This is a genomic window from Oerskovia enterophila (genome assembly GCF_044748475.1).
Taxonomy (GTDB): domain Bacteria; phylum Actinomycetota; class Actinomycetes; order Actinomycetales; family Cellulomonadaceae; genus Oerskovia; species Oerskovia enterophila.
In genome coordinates this window covers 247220-269933 of the sequence record NZ_JBIVFZ010000001.1, presented here as the reverse complement: position 1 = coordinate 269933, position 22714 = coordinate 247220, and the positions used below count along the sequence as shown (strand labels likewise).

The window sequence follows — 22714 nt, the reverse complement described above, 5'->3', positions numbered from 1 at the left end:
ACCGGCGCGAGCGCCGGGACGGTCGGGGGGAACGTGTCCCGGTGGTCAGTCGCTCGGCAGGTCGAGCAGGGCGAGGTCGTCGGAGGTCACGAGCCGCGACGCGACCGCGTACTCGACGAGACGCGCGCGCCGGTTCGTGGCGAGCGCGCCCGGACCTCCGCGCAGGCCCTTGACCCCGATCCGGTCGAGCTTGTCGCACACGTTGTCGAGCTTGCGGTTGAAGCGCGTCGTGGCCCACCCGAGCCGACGCGCGGCGTCCGCGGAGGTCGGGATCTCCGAGAGACCCGTCCCGTCCCGGCGGAGCATGGGCTCGGCGAGCGCGACCATGAGCTGCTTCTGGCTGACGGTGAAGCTCGTCATGCCGATCGTGGTCGCGCCGTCGGCGGGCTCCTCCGAACGGATCTCCTGGTACGGCGCCCCCGCGAGCTGGACCATGACCTCGTAGGTCGTGGGGCCTGCGGTGAAGACGATCGAGGTCGAGGCGAAGACGAGCGGGAGCCGGTTGCCCGGTGAGAGCCAGGACTGCACTCCCCCGCCCGCGTCGCAGATGGTCGCGGAGATGAGGGAGCCCACGTTCGCGAGCCACCAGATGCCGTTCTCGTGCGTGATCCGCAGGAAGCGTCGGTGCAGGTAGGGGTTGTCCTCGATCTCGAGGTCGCCGTCTCGCCCGATGTCGAACTCCTCCCCGGGCACGGGGCGGAACCACTCGCCACAGAACTCGATCGCGAGGTCGCTCATTCCGGCTCGCACTTCGTGAAGGGCTTGGACGGTCTTCCGTCACGCTTGACCGTGATCTCGATGCAGACCTTCTCGCCCTTCGCCGCCTCGTACCGCACCACGTTGAAGGACACCTCCTCGGGCTTCTCGTCGGCCGTCGGGTCCTCGACCCGACGGATCGAGAACATGTCGCCGTCCTGCCATCCCTCGGGGTACTCGATCTTGAAGGCCACCTGGCCCAGGTCGTCCATGTACCCGGACGTCACGGTCGTGACGGGCTGCACGATGTCGCCGAGGTTGTCGTTCGGGAGATCGCCCGTGTCCCCCGTGTCTCCCGTCTCCGTGCCGTCGACGCTCGGCCGGTCGGTGTCCGCGTCCGCCGAGCCGCCGCCGGGCGGGTTGAGGAGCACGAAGATCCCGATCACCACGAGCACGAGGACGCCTGCGGCGACCAGGAGCGGCCAGACCTGCCGCTTGGGCGCGGGGGCCGTGGCCGGCCCGGGGTCCAGGGGGGCCTCGACGCCGACGCGGTGCACGGTGTCGTCCACGGGCGGACCCCAGGCCCCCGTGTGCTGCTGGGCGCCACCCGGCGCGGGCCGCTGCGGGACGAACCCCCCGCCCGACGGCGGCACGTGGGTCGGGAGCGCGGGCGCGTGCTGGTAGGGGGTCGGCTGTGCGGGGGCCTGCGGTGCCGCGACGGAACCCACCGGGGTGCCGTACGTGGTCGGTGTCCCGGTCGCGACCTGCGCGCGGCCGCTCGAGGTCACGGGCGCGTAGGGAAGCTGCGACGGGTCCTGCCGGTAGACGGGGGTCGTCCCGTTCGTCGTGGTGCGGCCCCCCGTCGACGGGGAGGAGCCGGAGGTGCCGCCCGGAACCCCGCGCGGGTCGATCGAGACGATCGCACGCAGCCGCGTGCCGCCGTCGTCGTCGGGCTCCTCCTCCTGCGTCAGGCCCGAGTCGTCGAGGACGTCGATCGGCGTGACGGCGTACGAGAGCTCGTTCTGGACCTGCTGGAGCGCCCGCGCGAACGCGAGCATGCTCGGGTAGCGCGACGCGGGGTTCTTGGCCATCGCCGTACCGAGCACGCGCTCGAGCGACGGCGGGACGTCGGTGCGTCCCGTGGGCAGCAGCGGCGTCGACTCGATGCGCGTGATGAGGCTCGCGCTCGAGTTGGACCCGCCGGGGAGCTCGAACGGCGCCCGCCCGGCCAGCAGGGTGTACGTCGTGGCGGCCAGCGCCCAGACGTCGGTCTCCTTGCCCGCCCACGGGTTCTCGGCGAACGACTCGGGGGGCGACCACGGGATGGACATGCCCTCGGCCCTGGACGCGTCGTCGAGCGTCGAGGAGATGCCGAAGTCCGTGAGCGCAGGGTGCCCGTACTCGGTGACCAGGATGTTCGCGGGCTTGATGTCGCGGTGCAGGATCCCGGCCCGGTGGGCCGTCTCGACCGCACCGGCGATCTGGACCGCGATGCGCAGGACCTCGGCCACGCTGAGGCGCTCGGTCCGGTAGCGCGCGCCGAGGTTGGGCCGCGAGCAGTACTCCATCGCGAGGTAGGGGCGTCCGTCGGACGCGACGCTCGCCTCGTACATGGTGACGATCGACGGGTGCGTCGACAGCGTCGCCATGAGGTCGGCCTCGACGTCGAACGCGGCGCGCTGCGACTCGCTCGACCACTCGTGCAGCAGGACCTTGACCGCGACGCGACGCCGCGGCCGCTGCTGCTGGTACAGGAAGACGTCGGAGAAGCCGCCGGACCCCACGACCGAGACGTACTCGTACCCGTCGATCAGTGGCGGCGCCGACGGGGCGCGCTTCGAGCTCATAGCAGTCCTTCGAAGACGAACGTCACGCCGTCACCGACGTCGACGACGTCCCCGGACGCGACCATCATGGGCTCGCCGGGGTGCAGGCGGCGCGGCGGCTGGCCGGGGCGCAGGACCGTGGTGCCGTTGGTCGTGTTGAGGTCGCACACCAGGACGTGCCAGCCCTCGAGCTGGACCTCGACGTGCGAGCGCGAGATGTCCTGCTCGGGGCTGGGGACGGCCACGAGCCGGGGCAGGTCGTTGCTCTGCGCGCGCGTGGTCCGAGGCCGGCGCCCCAGGACCACGGGGCGGTCGAGCTCGACGACCTGACCGTTGGACAGCGTGAAGCGGCCGAGCGAGGGTCGGGTGACCAGGTGGGCGTCGCCGTCGAGCGCAGCGCCGCAGCGACCGCACGTGTCACGCGACGCAGGGTTGGCGTGCTCCTCGCGGCACACGCGCGCGAGGATCTGCTGCGATCCGGGAGCGGGCGGCGGCGAGAAGGTCGGCCCTGCCCCCGCCGGCGGCGCGGGAGGCGCCTCCGGAGCCGGGATCGGGGCGGGGAGCGGAGGCGCCCCCGCACCGCCGACCTGGGCCCGGAGATCCGCGATGACCGACGAGAAGACCGTGTGCCCGTCGTGGTCGTCGGCCTCCGCAGCGAGGCTCGGGGCCGGTGCAGCCACGCTCGGCTCGTGCGCGACGTCGACGTCGAAGGCGCGGGCCGCGGCGGCCGGTGTGGCCCCGGTCCACTCGCGCGGGATGCCGGCGATCATGCCGGCCTCGTCCTCGGGCTCGTCGTCGGACGACGGTCCGGAGACTGCCGGCGTACCGGGTGAGGGGGCGACGAGCGGCGCGGAGGCCGTGGGGGCGCTCGCGCCCTCGTCCTGACCGTCCTCGTCGACCCGGATCGCAGCGTCCTCGACCGTCCGCAGGACGGTCGACTCCCAGAGGTGGCCGTACCCCGTCTCCGCCTCGGTCGGAGGCGCGGGCACGGGGCCGACGCCGGACGACGCACCGTCCGGCAGGGCAGGGCTCTCGACCGCTGCGGCCGGTCGCTCGACGTCCGGCGCGACCGTGGCGTCGGGCGCGATCGTGAGCTCCGGCGCGATAGTGGCCTCGGGCGCGATGGTCTCCTCGGACGCCTCGACCTGGTCACGGTCGACCGCCGCTCCCGGACCGTGCCCCAGCGGGTCCACGAGAGCGGGCGTGACCAGCGCGTCCGGCAGGGCCTCGTCCGTCCCGAGGACCTCGTCGCCCTGCGCGTCGCCCTCGAGGGGAGCACCGACCAGGCCAGCCTGGCTCACGACCACCACGTCCGCCGACGACGGCTCGGCCGCAGGAGCGGCAGGCGGCGGCCCCCAGGCGAGCGCGTCGAGCGACGGGGGCGCGGGGACGCGCGCCGGAGCGTCGGCGACCTCGGTGGGCTCCGCCGTCGAGCGCTCGGCGCCCTGGGCCGCCGGAACCTCCACGAGGTCCTGCACGATCCTGGACGCCAGCACGACGCCCTCCCGCAGGGGCAGCCCGACCAGTGCGACCTGGCCCGCCGCGGCCTCGAGGTCCGTCACCGGGTCGACGCCGAGCTGCACCGAGACCACCTCGACGCCTTCCACCGAGCGCTCGGACCACGTCGAGACGTCGTCGCCGTCCACGTGGACGCTCTCGGACGGGGTGCGCAGGGTGACCGAGACGTCGCCGCGCACCGCGACCTGCACGCGCTGTCCGCAGACCACGGCGACCGCGAACGACGGCATGGTGCGCAGCGTGGCGCCCAGGACGACGGTCAGCAGCTGGATGACCTCGATGACCTCGGTCTCCGCGTCGCCCGACGCGTCGAGCCGCTCCCACAGGGCCCGCACGAGCTCGCTCGTCGCGCCGTCGGGCAGGACGACGATCGCCCCGCCCCGGACGAACCCGAACGCGCTCCCCGTGTCGTAGCGCAATCTCACGACCTGTCCCCCATCTGCAAGTGGATCTCGCGCGGCAAGGTGTCCTCGTCGGTGTAGCCCAGGGCGTCCCGAGGGGTCGTGGACCCGTCGCTGGTGTCCTGCCACGCCCCGGTCGCGTCGACGACGACCACGGTGATGTTATCGCGGCCACCAGCGACGATGGCCTCGTTGACCAGCAGGTCGGCCGCGCACTGGGGGTCGGGCTGCGCCAGGAGGATCTCGGCGATCCGTTCGTCCGACAGCTCGCCCGTCAGGCCGTCGGAGCACACGAGCATGCGGTCCCTCGGCTCGATGGGGATCCAGCAGAAGTCCGGCTCGGGCGGGAGCGCGGCCCCGACGGCCCGCGTCACGACGTGGCGTCGCGGGTGCGTGAGCGCCTGGGTCGGGGTGAGCAGGCCGGCGTCCACCATCTCCTGGACCTCCGAGTGGTCGACGCTGAGCTGCTCGAGGACACCGTGCGACATCTGGTACGTCCGCGAGTCGCCGATGTTCACCACGAGCCAGTACGGGACGCCCTCCTGCTCGGCCACCACGACACCCGTGACGGTCGTCCCGGCTCCCCGACCCGGTTCGGTGCTGATCGACCGCACGTCGTCCTGGGCGACGCCCAACCGTTCACGGACGTCCTCGGGGCCCACGGTGCCGAGCGCCCCGAGCGGGCGCAGCGCGTCGATCGCCGCGGCGCTCGCGACCTCGCCCGCGTCGTGCCCGCCCATGCCGTCGGCCACGAAGAAGACCGACCGGTCCGCAAGGAAGCGGTCCTCGTTGAGGAGCCGGCGGGCCCCGCGGTGAGAGCTCGCCCCCCAGGCCAGGTGCACCCCGGTCGTGCTCGCGCTCACGCGGCACCACCCGGGTGGACCGTGAGTCGGCGGTCGCCGACCTGGACCACGGACCCCACGGTCACGGCGACGCGAACGCCTGCCTCGAGCACCTGAGGGGCGCCACCGGGGCGCGTCAGGATGGTGCCGTTCGTCGAACCGCGGTCGACGAGCCAGAGCCCGCCCGCGTCGACGCCCATCTCGGCATGCGTCTTGGAGACCGAGCGGGTCGGGTCCTCGACGGCGACCAGGACCACGGCCCCTTCCCCGGTCGACTGCGGGTTGCGTCCGATCAGCGCCGTGCCCGTCACGGTGACACGGCGGCCCGACTCGAGCTCGAGCACGAACCCGGCCGGGGCGTCCCGCCGGACGTCGCTCACGCTGAACCGCGTGCTGTCCCAGTCGGGATCCTCGTCGGTGGCCGCAGCGTTCGCCACAGGGGCGACGGGTGCGGCAGGCGCCTGCTGAGGCGGAGCGGAGGGCGCGGCGTAGGACACGGGGGGCTGCGCCGTCGGGCCGGGAAGTCCCCCGCCCGACGACGGAGCCTCCGTGGGAGCGGAGGGCGCCACCTGGGCGGCGGCTCCCCCGGGCACCGAGACGCCGGGTGCTCCCGGGACTCCCGTGATCAGGCCGTCCTGGGCGCCCGCCTGGGGCGCCGGAGCCGCGCTGAACGCCCACGGGTCGTGCGCGACCGGGACCTGCTGCGGGGCACCGGGATACCCGGGCGCGACCGGGGCCGCGTAGCCCGCGGGCGGGGCCGACGAGTACTGGACCGGCGTCGCGGCCGGGGCCGCGTACCCCGTGGGCGGGGCCGCGAAGGCACCCGTCGGGGGCATCGCTGCGAACGGCTCCGCGGGTGCGTGCGGCCCCCCGGACGCGGACGGCGCCACCGCCCGGACGTCGAGGACCACGGCCTTGGCCGCCTTGTCGTGCCAGCCCTGGCCGCGGCCGGACTTGTCGAAGGCCGGGGAGAGCGCCACGAGGAGTTCTCCGACGCCGCACGCGATCGCCCCGAGCCCGATCACGATCCACCGCAGCGCGGCGCGGCCGAAGCCCAGGGGCGAGCGGTCCTCGGCCCGGACCGTGCGCAGCCCCAGCAGGAGGTTGCCGATCGTGCGGCCCGTGCGCCCCTCCCAGACCCAGATCCCGAGCCAGTAGACGAGCCCCAGCGCGCCGGTCACGGCCCACAGGATCGTCACGCTCCCGAGCAGCTCCTCCGCCTGGGCCTGCGTCGCCACGGTCATGCCGCCCGTGAGCGGCACGCCGAGGGCGGCCAGCCCACCGAGCACGACTCCCCCGGCGACGAGCCCGATCACCGCGCAGTCGACGAGGAACGCGACGAAGCGGCGTCCGACGCCCGCGACAGGGGCCGTGCGCCCTCCGGTCGACCAGGACACGGAGGGCTCCGGGGACACGGCGGGCCCGCCCGAAGCCCCGGGTGCGCCCGGCTGCCCGGGACCCACGGGGAGGCCGTACGCACGCTGGGTCATGGCCGCGACCTCGCGCTCGGTCGTGACCCCGAGGACGGGCTCCGACACGGGGTCCGGCACCGGGTCCGGTGAGAGGCCCGCCGCGTACGGGCTGCCGGTGCGCGGGAACCTGGTCCCGCAGACCGCGCAGAACGCGGAGCCTGAGGCCTGCGTCGTGCCGCAGGCGCTGCAGGTCGTCGTCTCGGACATCACTTGTCTCCTGGCTTGGTGACGGGACCCGCCGCCGGCGTGCGCGCCGACCGGACGGACTGTCGAGCCCGACGGAACCTGGCAGGCAGCCAGGACCTCCGTGCGCCCCGCAGGGATCGTAGCGACACCGCGGCGCGAAGTCGCTGCCTGCGCGGCAGGGTGGACCGCATACCGGTCAGCACGGCGTCCACCTCGGACCAGAACGACTCGACCTCCTGCGGGCTCGGGTCCCCGGTCCCGAAGACCTGGGCATCGGCCGTCCGGGCGAGCGTGACGGTCGGTGCCGCGGCCGCCGGGAACGACTCGGACAGAGCTCCCGCGCCCTCACGGCGCGTCGCGCCGCCCGCGACGGGCGCTCCCAGGTCCGTGGCGGCGTCGAGCACCTCGCGCCAGCCACCGCTGATCCGGTCGACGGGCCGCTCGGCCTCGCGACGTCTCTTCCTCCGCCGTGACTTGAAGGCCACGATCAGGAGCAGCGGGAGGGCGAGCAGGATCAACGGCACCGCGACCGCGACCGCGACGAGCGCGGCCTGGCCCCAGTCGAACCCGGACGACTCGGCGTCGTCCTTCTTCTCCTCGTCGTCGACCGTGCCGGCCTCGGCGTCTGCGGGCTCCTCGGGCGGCTCCGGGTCCTCGAGGACCGGCGGCTTGGGCACCTGGTCGCTCTTGGGCTCGGGCTCGATCTTGTTGTCCTCCTCCGGGATCGCGTCGACCGGCACCCACCCGTAGCCCTCGAACGGCACCTCGACCCAGGCGTGGACGTCGGCGCCCGTGGCCACGAACGGCGTGCCCTCCTCCCAGGTCTCGGGCGGGTAGAAGCCCATGACGACGCGCGCCGGGATCCCGGCGGACTGCGCCATCAGGGCGAGCGCGACAGCGAACTGCTCGTCGTCGCCGATCATCTCGTCGTCGGCGAGCAGCGTGTCGATGCGCTCGGCCGAGTGCCCCGGGCGCGACGGGAGCTGCGTCTCGAGACCGCTCGAGAAGATGCCGCTCGCGACGAGGCCGTTCTTCAGGTTGTCGAGCTGGACGACGGGGTCGGTCTCCTCGGCCATGAACTGCGCGGCCTTGCCCGCGACCGAGTCGGGGACGTTGATCGAGCGCGGGAGCTTCTCGTCGAGGATGCGCGTGGACTGCAGGTCCTCGGCCGACGGGGCGGGCGCGACGATCGCGTCGAGGCGGAACGAGTCGCCCGGGCGCAGCCCGGCCGTCACGACCCCGGTCGCCGTGGTCGAGTTGTAGTAGGTGGTCGAGCCCAGGTCCTCGGCCCGCTCGCCCTGGTAGACGATGCCCGCGAGCGACCCGACGTCGGGCACCCACACGCCCCGGTAGTCACCGATCGTGACCGTGAGGTCGGTCGGCGTGCCCTTGGCGACAGTGGCGATCTGGTCACCGGCCCGCGTGAAGACCCCCGACCCGGACCCGGCCCCGCCGCTCGAGACGTCGTAGACGACGCCGTTGTACGCGTCGAGCGTCGCGAGGCGGACGCGGGCACCCGCAGGCAGGCCCTCGACGGTGAACAGCTCGTCCTCGGTCATCTCCTTGGCGTACTTGCGGAACGACGCGAGCGGGCTGACGTACTCGTGCAGGTCGAGCGGGGGGACGACGTTCTCCCGCAGGACCATGCGCTCGGTGTCGGGCGTGAGCACGGGAGCCAGCAAGACCGCCGCGACCCCGCCGAGGGCGAGCATCGCGGCGCCGCCCCGGGCGCGGTGCCAGCGCAGCCGACGGGTCGCCGCGAGGCTCGCCTCGGTCGTGACCTGGTGCTCCCCGAGCCGTGCCTCGGTCGCGCGCCACGCGCCCCACAGCAGACCGACGACGACCAGGACCAGGCCCTGGACCACGGGCACGGCGGGCACGACCGTGCCCAGGAGGATGATCGCGACGAACGCCAGCGCGACGGGGACGAGCGCCCACTGGGCGTCGCGGACCCGCCACGCGAGCGTGCCCGCGACGAGCGACGTGACGAAGAGCAGGAGGAACGGCACCACCCCGAGCTCCGGGAACGACTGGAGGGGTGGGACCGAGGTGACGATCTCCTTCCAGCCCGTCACGGCGCCGAGCAGCAGGCCGCGGAACGTGTCGAGGGTCGGCAGGACGCCGGCGACCGTGGTGCCGGGCAGCGCGAACGGGCCGCCGAGCAGCACGTAGACGAGGACCGCGGCGGCAGCGACGCCGAGGGTTCCCCAGCGGCGCCAGGCGCCGAGCCAGGCGACGCCGAGGCCCAGGACCATGCCGCCGACGGCGGGGAGCAGGTAGGCGATCGAGCCCCACGCCGGGCCGAACCCGACGATCGCCGCGCCCAGCATCACGACGAGCGCGAGCGCGTCGAGGGCGCCCGAGCCTGTGAGGGCCCTCGGGGCGCCCGCGCCACGCGGGGCCCGGGACGTCGTCCCGTTCGAGCGGGTGCCCGTAGCGGTCGAGCCCGTGGTGTGGCCCGCGGGCCTGCCCTGCCAGGACGTGCTGCCGGGACCGGCCACCCGACCCCGGGTGTCGTTCTGGGACATCAGTCGTTCAGCCTCCGCAGTGCGAGGGGAAGGTCGCCCAGCTCCCCGATGGTGAGCACGACGAGCTCGGCGATCCGGTGGCGGCTGACCTTGGCGCCCGGGACGCACTGGATCGCCATGACCCGGACGTCCTGCGGCAGGCGGGCCGAGGCCGCGCGCAGCTCCGTGGGCGTGACCGAGCTGCCGACCACGAGCGCGACGACCGAGGCGTCCGTGACGCTCGCGGTCGCGACGCGCGCGACGTCCACGAGGCTCGTGCGCAGCTCACGGGTCTCGACGCGGGCGAGGTCGTCGAGCAGGCGCACGCGGTTGTCGCCGCGCAGGCTGCCGTCGTTGACGAGGACCGTGAGTCCACGGTCCTCCTTGATGGCCTGGAGGCCGAGCGAGCCGCACGAGCTGACCGCGAGCTCGAACTCGTCGGGGTGGCCGTAGTCCTCGGTGCGCGTGGACAGGATCACCGCGAGGTGCGAGCGCCGCGTCTCCTCGAACTGACGGACCATGAGCTGCCCCGTGCGGGCCGTCGTCTTCCAGTGGATGTGGCGACGGTCGTCGCCCGGGACGTAGTCGCGCAGCGCGTGGAACGACACGTCCGAGTTGGAGATGTCCTGCGTCACGCGACCTTCGAGGTCGCGCAGGAAGCCCGTCGAGGAGCCCGAGAGGTTCTTGGTGCGCGGGTGGACGAACAGCTCCTCGGGGTCCGTCCAGACCACCTCGCGACGCAGCAGGCCCAACGGGTCGGCGCGGACCGAGCGCACGGGGCCCACGGGGATGACCGAGCGGCGGTGCGTCGGGATCGTGAAGATCTCCTCGTGGCTCGCCCCGGTGCGCAGACGCGGGACCGGGAACGAGGCCACGCCCGCGCCCACGGGCAGCTCCATCACGGCGGGCAGGAGAGGACGCTGCGACTGGTTGCTCACCTCGAGCCGGCCGACCGCGCGGTCACCGACCGTGACGCGCTGCTGCCCGAGGTCCAGGTCCACCGTGTACTTGAACGTGCCGCGCACGAACGCGACGGCCGCGAGGAGCGCGACCGTCAGGACGACCGCGACCACGATCAGCTCGACCCACGAGAACAGCAGCCCGGCCCACCACGCCGCGACCGTCCCGACCAGGACGGCCCAGCCGAACGGGCTCACGACCGAGGCCACGGGCGCGATCGCCTCCGCGACGGGCGTCGTCACGGGCGCGAGGAGACGGCGCAGGCGCGTGGCCAGGCCGCCACCGCTGCCCGACGGCGTCGCGCGCCCCGGGCGTGCGGGTGCGGCGCCGCCCGTGGTCGGGCGGGCCGGACGGCTCCACGGAGTCCGGGCGCGTCGGGGAGCTCCGGCCGGGGTCCCGGAGGACTCGGGGGCGCCGGGCGCACCCGTGGTGCTCGGGGCGCCCTGGGGCGCCCGCCCGGGTGCGGGGTCTGGAGTACCGCCTGCGGCGACGGAGGTCTCGGTCGTGGTCATCAGGTCAGGCCGACCGGCGTTCCTGCGGTGCCGCGACGTCGGCCAGGAGGCGCGCGAGCACGCCCTCGTTGGTCGCCCCGGCGAACTCGGCCTCGGGGTCGAGCACGAGACGGTGCGCCCAGGCGGGCTGTGCGAGCTCCTTGATGTCGTCCGGCAGGACGTAGTTGCGACCGTGCGCCGCTGCCCACACCTTGGCGCACCGGACGAGGGCGAGCGCCCCACGCACCGAGACCCCGACGCGGCACTCGGCCGCGTTGCGGGTCTCCTCGGCGAGGCGCGAGATGTACTCGAGCACGGCGCCGTCGACGTGGACACCCGCGGCGAGGTCGGCCATCTCCGCGACGGCCTGCGTCGTGATGAGGGCCTGGAGGGTCGCGCTGCGGTCACGCACCGAGGCACCCTGCAGGATCTCGACCGTGGCCGCGTGGTCGGGGTACCCGAGCGAGGTCTTCATGAGGAAGCGGTCGAGCTGCGCCTCGGGCAGGCGGTAGGTGCCGGCCTGCTCGATCGGGTTCTGGGTCGCGATGACCATGAACGGCCGGCCCACCGAGTGGGTCACGCCGTCGACCGTGATCTGCCCCTCCTCCATGACCTCCAGGAGCGCGGACTGCGTCTTGGGCGAGGCACGGTTGATCTCGTCCGCGAGGACGATCGACGCGAAGATCGGCCCCTGGTGGAACTCGAACTTTGCGGTCTTCTGGTCGTAGATCGTCACGCCCGTGACGTCCGAGGGCAGCAGGTCCGGCGTGAACTGGATGCGGTTCTGCGTGCCCTGGACGCTCGCGGCGAGTGCGCGGGCCAGGGAGGTCTTGCCCGTGCCCGGCGCGTCCTCGAGGAGGATGTGGCCCTCGGAGAGCATGCACGTGAGGACCAGGCGCACGACGTGCGACTTGCCCAGCACGGCCTGGCCCACGTTGGTGACCAGACGGTCGAAGGTCTGAGCGAACCAGGCGGCCTGCTCGGGGGTCATGGTGGTCATCGGGAGGTTCCTCGTGGTCTCGGTCGTGCTGTCGGTAGGGCGCAGGTCCTGCGGGGGGTCACCAGATCGCCGCTCTGGAGTCGCCCCAGACGTTCGTCTTGACCCAGATCGTCGTCCCGGCGTTCCCGTGGAAGCACCACATGGTGCCGTCCCAGTTGCCGTTCGCGTCGGTCCGCTGCGACGCGCCGTTGAGTGCGGTGCTGGAGAATCCGCCGCTCGAGGGGCTGAACCAGTGGTTCCCGCCGTAGCTCGACCAGCACTGGGTGGTGAACGGCGTGTTGGGCTCCGCGTTGCGGATGCGGAGCACGAGGTAGGCGCACGCGGGGTCGTTGCAGTCGTTGTTGCTCACCCGGCTGCCGCGCTCGGTCCACATGTCCCTGGCCGGCTTGGCGGCCGAGGTCGCAGCGGCACACCTCGAGGCGGTCTGCCCCTCGGTGTCCTTGACCGTGACGCAGATCTCCTTGCGGTCGGAGTAGCCCGCCGGGACGTTGACGCTCCCGCTCGCGGCTCCGCTCGAGACGGCCCCCGTGACCGTGGTCGTGTAGTTGCGCCCGTTGCCCGAGGTGCTCCAGCTGAAGCCGACCGTCTGGTTCCCTCCCGAGGCGCTCACGCTGGGCGCCGGGATGGGACCGTACGGGTTCGCGGAGGCCCTGTTCGAGGCCGGACCGTCCCCCCGTCCACCGTCGGCCTTGACCACGGCGCGGACGTAGAAGTCGTAGCCCGTCCCGTTGTTCAGGCCGCTGACGACCTTGTTCGCCCCCAGGGCGGACCAGCCCGAGCTGCCGTTCTGGCTCCACTCGTAGCTGATCTCGCCGTCACGTGCCCCGGCGGCCGTCACGTTGGCGAAGGCGAGCTGCACCGTCCCGTTGGCACCGGTGGCCGTGGCCGTCAGACCCGACACGGCTCCAGGTGCCGCGAACGCACGCTGCGGGTTCGACTCGGGGCTGAAGTCGGCCTCGCCGAACTTGTCCGTGGCCTTGTTGTGCGCCTTGACCCGGAACGTGTAGTCGGTGCTGTCCGCGGGCACGCTCATCGTGGCCGTCGTCGCGGTGGCCTTGGTCGACGAGACGACGGCCCCTCCGCGCAGCGCCTCGACCGTGTAGCCCGTGATCGGTCCACCGTTGTCGTCCGGCGCCGACCACACCACGCTCATCTGCGACGAGGCTCCGAGCGACGTACGCGTCGCGCTGGGCTTCGCCGGAGCGGCAGGCCTGCCGGCCGGGATCTCGGGTGCTGAGGCCCCTGACCACTCGGACGGGTCGGGGGCGGCGTTCTCGGCCTGGATCTCGAAGGTGTAGGAGCCGCCGTTCTGCAGCCCGGTCCATTCGTACGAGGTGCCGGTCACGCACGGGCGATCCGTTCCTCCACCCGGTCCGGAGATGCGGATGTTGACGCAGTCGATCGGGGAGCGGTCGGTGTAGGTCTCGTTGACCCAGGTGAGCTTGATCGAGGTGTCGCCGAACTCGAGCGTGGGCGGGGCGGGGGGGTTGGGCTTCTCGTCGGGTCGGGCGTCCTCGGAGGGCGCCGACGGGTCGGAGTCACCGACCTCGTTGGTCGCGATGACGGTGAAGTTGTAGATGACGTTGTTGGTCAGGCCGTCCAGGGTGCAGGTGGTGGTCGCGCACGCCTTGGTATAACCGTTGGTCGACTTGACGGTGTAGCCGGTGATCTCGGCACCGTTGTTGACGGGCGGGTCCCAGGTCAGGACGACGGTCTTGGAGCGAACCTCTTCGACCGTGGGCCTGGCCGGAGTCTCGGGGCGTCCTTGGACGGTGACCTGGATGCGTCCCTCGACCTGGCGGTCGGCGTCGTTCGTGGCGTCCTGGATGCGGTAGCGCACGACCATGACCCCGACGAACGTCTTGTCCGGGGTGACCACGACCTGGTCTCCGGAGACCGTCGCCGAGCCGTTGCCCGTCTCGACCAGGGCGTCGACGACCTTGAGCGGGGTCTCGGGGAAGGGGTTGGAGTCGTTGGTCAGGACCTTGACCGGCACGTCCTTGCCCTGGTGCGCCTTGTCGACGGTGTCCTCGTTGGCCTTGGCCAGCGGACGGGTCGAGGCGACGACCTTGACGGCCAAGGTGCCCTCGACCGGTGGGTGCTCGGCGTCGGTCACGGAGATCGGGACGTTGAGCACGGTGCCCTTGGCGATCTCAGGAGTGGCCCGGACCGTCGCGGTCGTACCGCTGATCGCGACCGCGATCCCTGCCGGGGCGGCGCCCGCGGTGAACGTCACGGGGTCGCCGTCGGGGTCCGTCGCGAAGCGTGCCAGGTCCACGGTCGCCTCGTCGCCGGCAGCGACGTCGACGTTGGATGCCGACAGGACCGGTGGGAGGTTCTTGGGCGCCAGGACCATGATCGGCAGCGTGAGCAGGGCCTTGTGCCCCTCGGGGTCGTCCGGACCCGTGCCGTCGGTGACCTCGAACGACAGGGCTGAGGGTCCGGCGTAGTCCACCCGAGGGGTATAGGTCAGGTTCGTGGCATCGGTGACGGCGACCGTCCCCTCCAGGGCCGAGATCCTCGACTCCTCGGTCAGGCGCGGGGTGCGCCCTTCAAGGACCAGGACGTAGTCGGCGATGTCCACGGGCAAGGACTCGCCTGCGTGGACCTCGAGCGGCGCGATCCCCGGGCGCAGCTGCGGGATCTGCTCGGTCAGACCCGGTACCTTCACGAACGCCTTGGACGTGAGTCCGTCGACATCGGTCACGGTGTAGGTGATGACCTGCCGCTCCTGGGTCAGGGGCACGGTCAGCACTCCGTCCGAGGACACCGTGACGCCCAGCGTCTGGGTCGTGACCGTGAGCTCGGACGCTGCGCCGTCGGGGTCCTCGTCGTTGTCCAGGACCGCGACCTTGACGCTCGTCCTGCCCAGGATCGAGCCCATCGGGACCGAGTCGTCACGCGCGATCGGCGCCAGCAACGGCGCGTCCTGGTCCACGTTCACCGTGATCGAGGCCGCAGCCCGGGCACCGAACGCGTCCTCGATCCCGTAGTAGAACGACGTCGCCCCCGCCTCGGCAGGGCTCGTCAGGACGACCCGGTCCTGCACGACCTCCGCGTCGAGCTCCTTGGGAGCCTCCAGGCCCGCGGGGCGCAACGCGATCTGGTCCCCGTCGGGGTCGGTGTCGTTCGCCAGAGCGGCCACCGAGACCGTGCGGTCAGGGCGGACCGTGACCACGTCGTCGATCGCGACCGGCGGCTGGTTGGCCGCCGGCGGCCGTGAGATCCCGACCTGGACCGTACCCACCGCGATCTCACCCCGTGCGTCCTGGACCGAGTACGTGAACGTGTCCGACCCGGTCGCGTCCTTGGACGCGGTGTAGACGAGGTACCCGTCCTCGACCTTCGCGGTCCCCTTGGTCGGTGAGGACCCGATCCCGGTCAGCTGGACCGAGTCGCCGTCGGGGTCGATCCCGTCCAACGGCACCGCGACCCGCACGCTGGCACCGGACAGCACACGCATCTGCACGGGCAGCGGCTGCGGAGGAGAGTTCTCCTCACCGTCCCGGATGTGGATCGTGACCTGCGCCGAGTCCTCCTGACCGTTCTTGTCCCGGACCCGGTAGATCGCGTACGCCGTGCCGGCCTCGGGGCCGGCCTTGAACCGCAGCTGCCCCTCGGACGCGAAGATCTCCCCCTGCTCGGGCGCCACGCCCTGCTCGAGCTCGTCCTGCAGGAAGAGCTCCAGGCCGTCGGGGTGCGTGTCGTTCTTCAGCACGGGGATGGTGACCACGTCGCCCACCCGCACGGTCGCCTCGTCCGCGGCCGCGTTCGGCGGCTGGAGCTTGACCGGCGCCGGGACCGGGATGACCCGCACCTGCCCGGTCGTGGTCTGCGTCCCGTTGGAGACCGTGTACTCGATCGTCACCGGGGCGTCCAACCGGCGGATCTCGGTGATCCGCAGCATCTGGTGCGCCAGCACCGCGACCGAGACCCCCGCGTTCTCCGGCACGCTCACCGACTGCACCACGAGCACCCCGCCCGCAGGATCGGTGTCGTTGGCCAGGACGTCCACCAGCGTCTTGCCCCCGGAAGGCAGCAACGCGGTGTCCGAGACGACGATCGGGGGGCCCTCGGCCGCCGAGGCCGGCAGCACATCCACACGCACCAGCCCCGTCGTCGCGTTGGGACCGTCCGAGACCTGGTACGTCAGGTCGTACGAGCGCGGCTCGTTCGAGAAGAACTGGAACGTCCCCGCATCGAAGTTCGGCGTGATCTGCGCGGGGGCGGACTGCGTCACATCGACCAGACGCAGCTCGTCACCGTTGGCGTCGTAGTCGTTCAGCAACGGCTCGACCGTCACGGGCTGCCCCGCCGGCACGACCACGTGGTCCGCGACCGCGACCGGCGCGAGCTGCCCGGCCCCCGACACGTCCACGTTCAGCACGCCCTCGAAGACCTCGCCCTGGCCGTCGGCCACCATGATCTTGACGATCTTGCGGCCCGTCGACCCGCCGCCGTCACGGAACTCGACCGTGCCGTCCGGGCGCGAACGCACCTCGTCGCCGGCCGACGTCACCGATGCCGCCGCGAGGTACAGGTCGTCACCGTCCGGGTCCCGGAAGAACGGCAGGACCTTGATCTCGGCGGTCTTGCCGGACTCCACGACCAGCACCGGCTCGCCCGTCTGCTCAGGCGCGGCGTTCTCGCCCCACGGCGAGACCTTCAGCTCGACACCGGCCTCGGCGACCCCGCCACGGCCGTCGGACACCGAGTACCGGAACGCGGACGTCCCCGCCTCGGCGTCCGCCGGGACGACGGCCTGGAGCGCCGCGCCTCCCAGCACCGTCTGCACCTGCGCGCCGCGCGGCCCCTCGCCCGCGAGGGTAGCTGTCATCACGTCCCCGTCAGGGTCGACGTCGTTGCCCAGCACCGGCAGCAGGGTCGTACGCCCCGGGCGCACGCCGAACGTGTCGTCGACCGGCAGCGGCGGCTGGTTGGGCTGAGAACGGTCGAGCACGAACTGGTCGACCTGCTCCGGGGTGCTCAGGTCCGCCTCGGACTCCTCGCCCTCCGCCTGCTCGGGGAGCACCAGCTCCCAGTCGTCGACCTTCTCGTACTCGTCGGCCGCCATCCACAGCGTGCCCGCCGACAGGTCGTTGAGCACGATCGCCTTGCGGTTGACCCTGTACTCCAAGCGGTTCTGCGGATCCACCCCGTCGAGGCGCTTGTCGATGTCCAGGTCCGTCCCCGCGCAGTCACGGATGACCTGGCCCGACTGGGACCACGCACCGTAGGTGCACCCGCCGAGCTGCACCGGAGCCGCCGGCAGACCGGACGCCGCACGCGTCACGGCGTCCCCGCCGCCCAGAGGCGCCAGGACCAGGCCCGTGCTCGTGGCGACCGCGACGTCCGCGGTCTTGACCCCCGGCTGCTGCAGGCGCGCGTCCGACGCACCCTCGAGCGCCACCGTCTTGCCACCAGGCAGGACCAGCTGCGCCTGCGTGCGGTTGAGCACGACCGGCTCCGACCCCACCGTCGTCACCTCGACCTCGTCACCCTTGCCGACCGGCACCTTGGACGAGGTGACCTCCTCGACGGCACCCGTCGCCGTCGTCGTGACCTTGGTCATCTCACCCGTGGCCGGGACCACGGCGTACACCGTGCCGTCCTGGGAGACCTGGACGACCCCCTCGCCGCCGACCTCGGCCGTCGGCTCGAGGTTCTCCGCGTCGAACGAGGCGACCCCCGCGAACGGGACCACCCACAGCAGGCCCTCCTCGCCGTCGAGGACGGCCACGGTGGAGCCTCCCAGAGCGACCTTCGCACCCGTCGGCGGACGCACCGTCCCGTCGAGCTTCAGCCGCGCCACGTCGACGGGGCTCGCGGACCCGGCGCCGTCGTCGACGAGCAGCACCTTGCCCGCGTTCTGCAGCACGTCGAACGAGGCCGACGACGCCAGCAGCGACCCGTCCAGAGCCTGGGACTCGAAGTTGAACCGCCCCAGCGCACCGCCCGAGGTCCGGGTCACCCACACGCCGGAGTCGTTGAGCTCCACGTCGGCGGTGGCCTGACCGTCGTACGTGATCGCGAAAGCGACCAGCGCGGTCGAGAAGATGGACACCGTGCTCACGGATGCGACGGAGCGACGCCTGTCGTACAGACGGGAAAGGAAGGTCACAGATCCTCCGAGGATGCTGAGTGCTGCAACCAGGTGTCCCCAGAGCCCTTCCTGCCAGGTGCCCCTACCCGTCGCGGGTAGAAGGATAACCACAAGACGTCACGTCATCAGCATCCAGTGGATGGGGAGAACTCCCCCTGGCGCTACTGGCAGCAATGCTGCGAGTCGCATCCTCGCAGGCCAGGGACACCGTCCCGCGACCCCGCGAGCATGGCCCCGGCGGCCGAGATTCACCTGGTACGGCGGAGGGCGGCGCCGGGGACCGTGAGGTCCCCCGGCGCCGCCCTCCGGCGGTATCAGGCCGCGCGGTCGGCGAGCGCCTGGGCGAACGAGACGAGCGCGTCCTTGACCGGGCCCGCGGGCAGCGGGTCGAGCTCGGCGATCGCCGCACGGGCCCAGCCCACGGCGAGCGCACGGGTCTCCGCCAGGACCTCGTGAGCACGCAGCGCGGCGACGGCCGAGGCGAGCTCCTCGTCCCCGGACAGGTCCGAGTCGAGCAGGTCGACGATCGCCACGTCCGCGGCGGTGCCCTTGCCGCCGCTCACGCGGGCGCGCAGCAGCAGGGCGGGCATGGTCGGCACCTTCTCACGGAGGTCCGTACCGGGCGTCTTGCCGGACTGCTCGCCCGAGGACGCGAGGTCGAGCACGTCGTCGGCGAGCTGGAAAGCGACGCCCAGCTTCTCGCCGTACTCCGCGACGACCTCGACGACCGACTGGTCGCACCCGCCGAACATCGCGCCCAGGCGAGCCGAGGTCGAGAGCAGCGACGCGGTCTTGTCCGCGAGGACCTCGAGGTAGTGCTCAACGGGGTCGTCGTTCTCCGAGGGCCCCGTCGTCTCGTGCAGCTGGCCGAGGCACAACCGCTCGAAGGTCCGTGCCTGGATGAGCACGGCCTCCGGACCCAGCGCGGCGACCGTCGACGCCGCGCGGGCGAAGAGCAGGTCACCGATGAGGATCGCGACGGAGTTGCCCCACACGGCGTGTGCAGAGGGAGCCCCGCGCCGCACGGGCGCGGAGTCCATCACGTCGTCGTGGTAGAGCGAGGCCAGGTGGGTGAGCTCGACGACGACGGCCGCCTCCACCACCTCCGGGCGCGCACCGTCGCCCAGCTCCGCGCACAGCAGTGCGAGGAGCGGGCGCAGGCGCTTTCCGCCGGCGTTCACGAGGTGGCGGGACGCGGTGTCCGCGAGCCCGTCGGAGTGCGCGACGGCGTCGCCCAGGCGCGCCTCGACGGTCGCAAGGCGTGCGGTGAGCGTCGCGGAGAGCTCCGGATCGGTCAGGGGGATCGCCGTCGCTGAGACGGGTGGCACTGTGGTCACGGTCTGAACTTAGCCGCCTCGAGGGCAAGATCGAGAACCGAGGAGGGCAAAACGCCGAGAAGGACGACTCCTGTCACGCAGATCACGATCGCGACCGTGGTGAATCCCTCGGACCGGACGACCGTCACGCGTGTCGCGAGCGCGGCCACGGCAGAGGTCGCCGCGGGACCCCCGTCCGCGTTCTCCGGGCTCTCCTGCTCGGCCCCGCCGGCGACGCTCGACGGCGACGGCGTGAAGAACATGAGCACGATGATCCGCACGTAGAAGAACACCGAGACCGCCGAGGCCAGGACACCGATCAGGGCGAGCGGCCAGGCCCCCACCGCGACAGCGGCACCGAACGCCGTGAACTTCGCGATGAAGCCCGCGGTCAGCGGGATGCCGGCCATCGAGAGCAGGAACAGGGCGAACGCCCCCGCGAGCCACGGGCTGCGCTTGCCCAGCCCGGCCCACTCGGTCAGGTGCGTGGCCTCGCCGAGGATCGCTCCGCTGTCGGGCGCGGGGAGGCCCCCCGCTCCCCCGGCCGCAGGCCCCGCTCCCCCGGCCGCGGACCCTGCCGTCCCGCCAGAACCCACCGCGGCGAGCACCGGGCTCTCCACGGCGGCCTGAGGCTGCGGCGACCGCTCACGCACGAGCGTCACGACCGCGAAGGCCCCCACGGTCGCCAGACCGTACGCGAGCAGGTAGAACACCACGGCCCGGACGCCGAACCCGCTCAGCTCGCCGAAGCCCACGAGCGCCACCAGGAGGAAGCCTGCGTGGGCGATCGACGAGTACGCGAGCAGGCGCTTCATGTCGGTCTGGATCACACCGATGACCGACCCCACGACCATGGTGAGGATCGCGACGACCCACAGCGCGACCACGAGCTTCTCCTGGAGGTCCGGCGGGAGCGCCGAGCCGATCAGGTAGAGGACGCGCACCAGCGCACCGAACGCGGCCGCCTTGGTGCAGGCCGCCATGAAGCCCGTGATGGGCGTCGGGGCGCCCTGGTAGACGTCGGGGGTCCACGAGTGGAACGGGGCCGCACCGATCTTGAAGAGCAGGCCCGCGAGCACCATGACCAGGCCCAGGAGCACCAGGCCCGTCATGCCGTCGAGCCCGCCGCCGTTCAGCAGGGCCGCGCGCACCTCGGCGAGCCGCACCGAGCCCGCGAAGCCGTAGACGAGCGCCACGCCGAAGATGAAGATCGCCGACGCGAAGGCCCCCAGCAGGAAGTACTTGAACGAGGCCTCCTGCGACAGGAGCCGACGACGGCGCGCGAGCGCCGTGAGCACGTACAGGGGCAGGGAGAGCACCTCGAGCGCGACGAACATCGTCAGCAGGTCGCCCGTGGCCGGGAAGATCATCATGCCGCCCACCGCGAACAGCACGAGCGGGAAGACCTCGGTCTGCTCGAGGCCACGGCGGCGCGCGAGGTCCTCGTACGCCGAGCCGGGCACGGCAGCTGCCGTGGGCGCGAACGCGTCCTGCCCGGTCGAGGTGCGGTCGGCGATCACGAGCGTGGCCAGCAGCGCGAGGACCACGACGATCCCCTGGAGCGCCAGGCCGAACGGGTCGATCACGAGCGACCCGCCCAGCACCTGGATGCCGTTGAGCTCCTGCACGTCGTCCCAGAGCAGGACGATCGTCGCGAGGGCTCCGACGAGGGCACCCAGGGCCAGGACGACCTGGACCGCGCGGCGGTGCCGGTCCGGCACGAAGGCCTCGACCAGGACGCCCAGGACACCGGCCCCCAGGACGACGATCACGGGGACGAGGTAGGCCCAGTCGATCGTGGGGGCCACGAAGGCGGCTGCGGTGCTCACGAGTCGCTCCCTTCAACGCTGAGGAGTTCGGGGTTCGGGGCGGGATCCTCGAGCCCGACGGCCGTCATGGTCGCCTGCGCGGGCTCGCGCACCAGGTCGAGGGCCGGCGCCGGGTAGAAGCCGAGGACCAGCAGGGCCACGATCAGGGGCGCGACGACCCACTTCTCACGAGCTCCCAGGTCCGCGGTCCCTGTCAGGGCGTCGGGCGTCCGGCCCGTGAAGACCTTCTGGTAGGTCAGCAGCACGTACAGCGCCGCGAGGACCACGCCCACGACCGCCACGAGCGCCGCCGGGTGGCTGCGCGAGAAGGTCCCGACGAGGACCATGATCTCGGAGACGAACGTCGACAGGCCCGGCAGCGAGAGCGCCGAGAGGCCGGCCACGAGGAACGTCCCCGCCAGGACCGGGGTGACCCGTTGGAGGCCGCCGTAGTCGGTCAGGCGCTGGGAGCGGGTCGGGTGCCGCGCGATCAGGAAGCCCGCCAGGAGGAAGAGCGCCCCGGTCGAGATGCCGTGGTTGAACATGTAGAACGACGCACCGGAGATGCTGAGCGACGTGAACGAGAAGATCCCCAGGACGATGAACCCGAAGTGGGACACCGACGTGTAGGCGATGAGCCGCATGACGTCGGTCTGGCCGATCGCCATGAGTGCGCCGTAGAGGATCGAGACCACCGCCAGAACCACGATCACGGGCGCGGCCCAGCGGCTCGCGTTCGGGAACAGCGGCAGGCACAGCGTCAGCATGCCGAACGTGCCGACCTTGTCCAGGACGCCCACGAGCAGCGTCGACGTGCCCGCGGGGGCGTGCTCGGCGGCGTCGGGCAGCCAGGTGTGGACCGGGAAGAGCGGCGCCTTGATCGCGAAGGCGAGGAAGAACGCGAGGAACAGCAGCCGCTCGGTGCTCACGGGCAGCGGGTTCGCCGCCAGGTCGTCGACCAGGGTCTGGGTCAGGAAGCCCTGCTCCCCGCCCGGCCCGTTGAGGTAGAGCGCGATGACCCCGACGAGCATGACGAGCCCGCCCGCGAGCGAGAAGAGCAGGAACTTCACGGCCGCGTACCGCCGCTGCGCCCCGCCCCCGAACCCGCCGATCATGAAGTAGACCGGGATGAGCATGGCCTCGAACAGGACGTAGAAGAAGAACACGTCGCGGGCCACGAAGACCGCGACCATGAACGCCTCGAGGAGCAGCACCAGGCCCAGGTAGTGGCGGAGCTTGGCGAGGTCGCCGTCCTGCTCGCGCCAGGCCGCGAGCACCACGAGCGGGACCAGCAGCACCGCGAGCCCGACCAGCAGGAGCGCGACGCCGTCCGCGCCGACCGCGTAGCTCACGCCGAGCTGCGGGATCCACGCGTGCGTCTCGGTGAGCTGGAACGTGCCCGCGTCCGCCGTGTCGAACGCGCTGATCGTCAGCCCGAGCAGCACGAGCTCGGCGAGCGCGAAGACGACCGCGACGGTTCGCAGGTGCTTGCGCGCGGAGGTCGCGCCCAGCCCCCAGACCGCGGCCGCACCGACGAGCGGCAGGACGATCAGAAGTGTCAGCCAGGGAATCTCGGTGGTCATCGGTC

At 72.4% G+C, this 22714-nt stretch carries 12 protein-coding genes; all 12 read right to left on the bottom strand.

The features are described 5' to 3' along the window. Positions 1-45: 45 nt before the first annotated feature. Positions 46-738, bottom strand: a complete 693-nt coding sequence (locus ACIPWA_RS01110) for an FHA domain-containing protein (protein ID WP_056649855.1) — start codon at positions 736-738, stop codon at positions 46-48. Continuing rightward, positions 735-2543, bottom strand: coding sequence for a serine/threonine-protein kinase (locus ACIPWA_RS01105; RefSeq protein ID WP_068623824.1), 1809 nt, complete (start codon positions 2541-2543; stop codon positions 735-737). The genes ACIPWA_RS01110 and ACIPWA_RS01105 overlap by 4 nt, the downstream gene beginning before the upstream one ends. After that, on the bottom strand, positions 2540-4465 hold the full coding sequence (locus tag ACIPWA_RS01100; RefSeq protein WP_400287792.1) for an FHA domain-containing protein: 1926 nt from the start codon (positions 4463-4465) through the stop codon (positions 2540-2542). Before ACIPWA_RS01100 ends, ACIPWA_RS01105 begins: the two co-directional genes overlap by 4 nt. Then, positions 4462-5304, bottom strand: a complete 843-nt coding sequence (locus ACIPWA_RS01095; protein WP_400287791.1) for a PP2C family protein-serine/threonine phosphatase — start codon at positions 5302-5304, stop codon at positions 4462-4464. The genes ACIPWA_RS01100 and ACIPWA_RS01095 overlap by 4 nt, the downstream gene beginning before the upstream one ends. After that, positions 5301-6962 (bottom strand): RDD family protein, encoded by a 1662-nt coding sequence (locus ACIPWA_RS01090; protein WP_400287790.1) that lies wholly within the window; start codon positions 6960-6962, stop codon positions 5301-5303. The genes ACIPWA_RS01095 and ACIPWA_RS01090 overlap by 4 nt, the downstream gene beginning before the upstream one ends. Next, positions 6962-9469 (bottom strand): transglutaminase-like domain-containing protein, encoded by a 2508-nt coding sequence (locus tag ACIPWA_RS01085; RefSeq protein WP_400287789.1) that lies wholly within the window; start codon positions 9467-9469, stop codon positions 6962-6964. The genes ACIPWA_RS01090 and ACIPWA_RS01085 overlap by 1 nt, the downstream gene beginning before the upstream one ends. Beyond that, the gene (locus ACIPWA_RS01080; RefSeq protein WP_400287788.1) at positions 9469-10920 is read right to left on the bottom strand and encodes a DUF58 domain-containing protein; all 1452 of its coding nucleotides are present in this window, start codon (positions 10918-10920) and stop codon (positions 9469-9471) included. The genes ACIPWA_RS01085 and ACIPWA_RS01080 overlap by 1 nt, the downstream gene beginning before the upstream one ends. A gap of 4 nt (positions 10921-10924) precedes the next feature. Next, a complete protein-coding gene (locus ACIPWA_RS01075; protein WP_191804585.1) occupies positions 10925-11899 on the bottom strand; it encodes an AAA family ATPase in 975 nt (324 codons plus the stop codon). A gap of 58 nt (positions 11900-11957) precedes the next feature. Beyond that, positions 11958-17972: an Ig-like domain-containing protein gene (locus ACIPWA_RS01070; RefSeq protein WP_400287787.1), complete on the bottom strand. Its 6015-nt coding sequence runs from the start codon at positions 17970-17972 to the stop codon at positions 11958-11960. Between the two features lie 344 nt (positions 17973-18316). After that, entirely contained in the window at positions 18317-19339 is a 1023-nt protein-coding gene (locus ACIPWA_RS01065; RefSeq protein ID WP_068707625.1) for a polyprenyl synthetase family protein, read from the bottom strand. Continuing rightward, the gene (gene nuoN / locus ACIPWA_RS01060) at positions 19336-21147 is read right to left on the bottom strand and encodes an NADH-quinone oxidoreductase subunit NuoN (RefSeq protein ID WP_400287786.1); all 1812 of its coding nucleotides are present in this window, start codon (positions 21145-21147) and stop codon (positions 19336-19338) included. Before nuoN ends, ACIPWA_RS01065 begins: the two co-directional genes overlap by 4 nt. After that, the gene (locus ACIPWA_RS01055; protein ID WP_068707621.1) at positions 21144-22709 is read right to left on the bottom strand and encodes an NADH-quinone oxidoreductase subunit M; all 1566 of its coding nucleotides are present in this window, start codon (positions 22707-22709) and stop codon (positions 21144-21146) included. The genes nuoN and ACIPWA_RS01055 overlap by 4 nt, the downstream gene beginning before the upstream one ends. Positions 22710-22714: the final 5 nt, after the last annotated feature.

Coding starts and splice junctions, on each gene's coding strand:
- ACIPWA_RS01090 (WP_400287790.1), bottom strand. CDS start 6,962: ATGTCCGAGACGACGACCTGCAGCGCCTGCGGCACGACGCAGGCCTCA.
- ACIPWA_RS01085 (WP_400287789.1), bottom strand. CDS start 9,469: ATGTCCCAGAACGACACCCGGGGTCGGGTGGCCGGTCCCGGCAGCACG.
- ACIPWA_RS01110 (WP_056649855.1), bottom strand. CDS start 738: ATGAGCGACCTCGCGATCGAGTTCTGTGGCGAGTGGTTCCGCCCCGTG.
- ACIPWA_RS01105 (WP_068623824.1), bottom strand. CDS start 2,543: ATGAGCTCGAAGCGCGCCCCGTCGGCGCCGCCACTGATCGACGGGTAC.
- ACIPWA_RS01075 (WP_191804585.1), bottom strand. CDS start 11,899: ATGACCACCATGACCCCCGAGCAGGCCGCCTGGTTCGCTCAGACCTTC.
- ACIPWA_RS01055 (WP_068707621.1), bottom strand. CDS start 22,709: ATGACCACCGAGATTCCCTGGCTGACACTTCTGATCGTCCTGCCGCTC.
- ACIPWA_RS01080 (WP_400287788.1), bottom strand. CDS start 10,920: ATGACCACGACCGAGACCTCCGTCGCCGCAGGCGGTACTCCAGACCCC.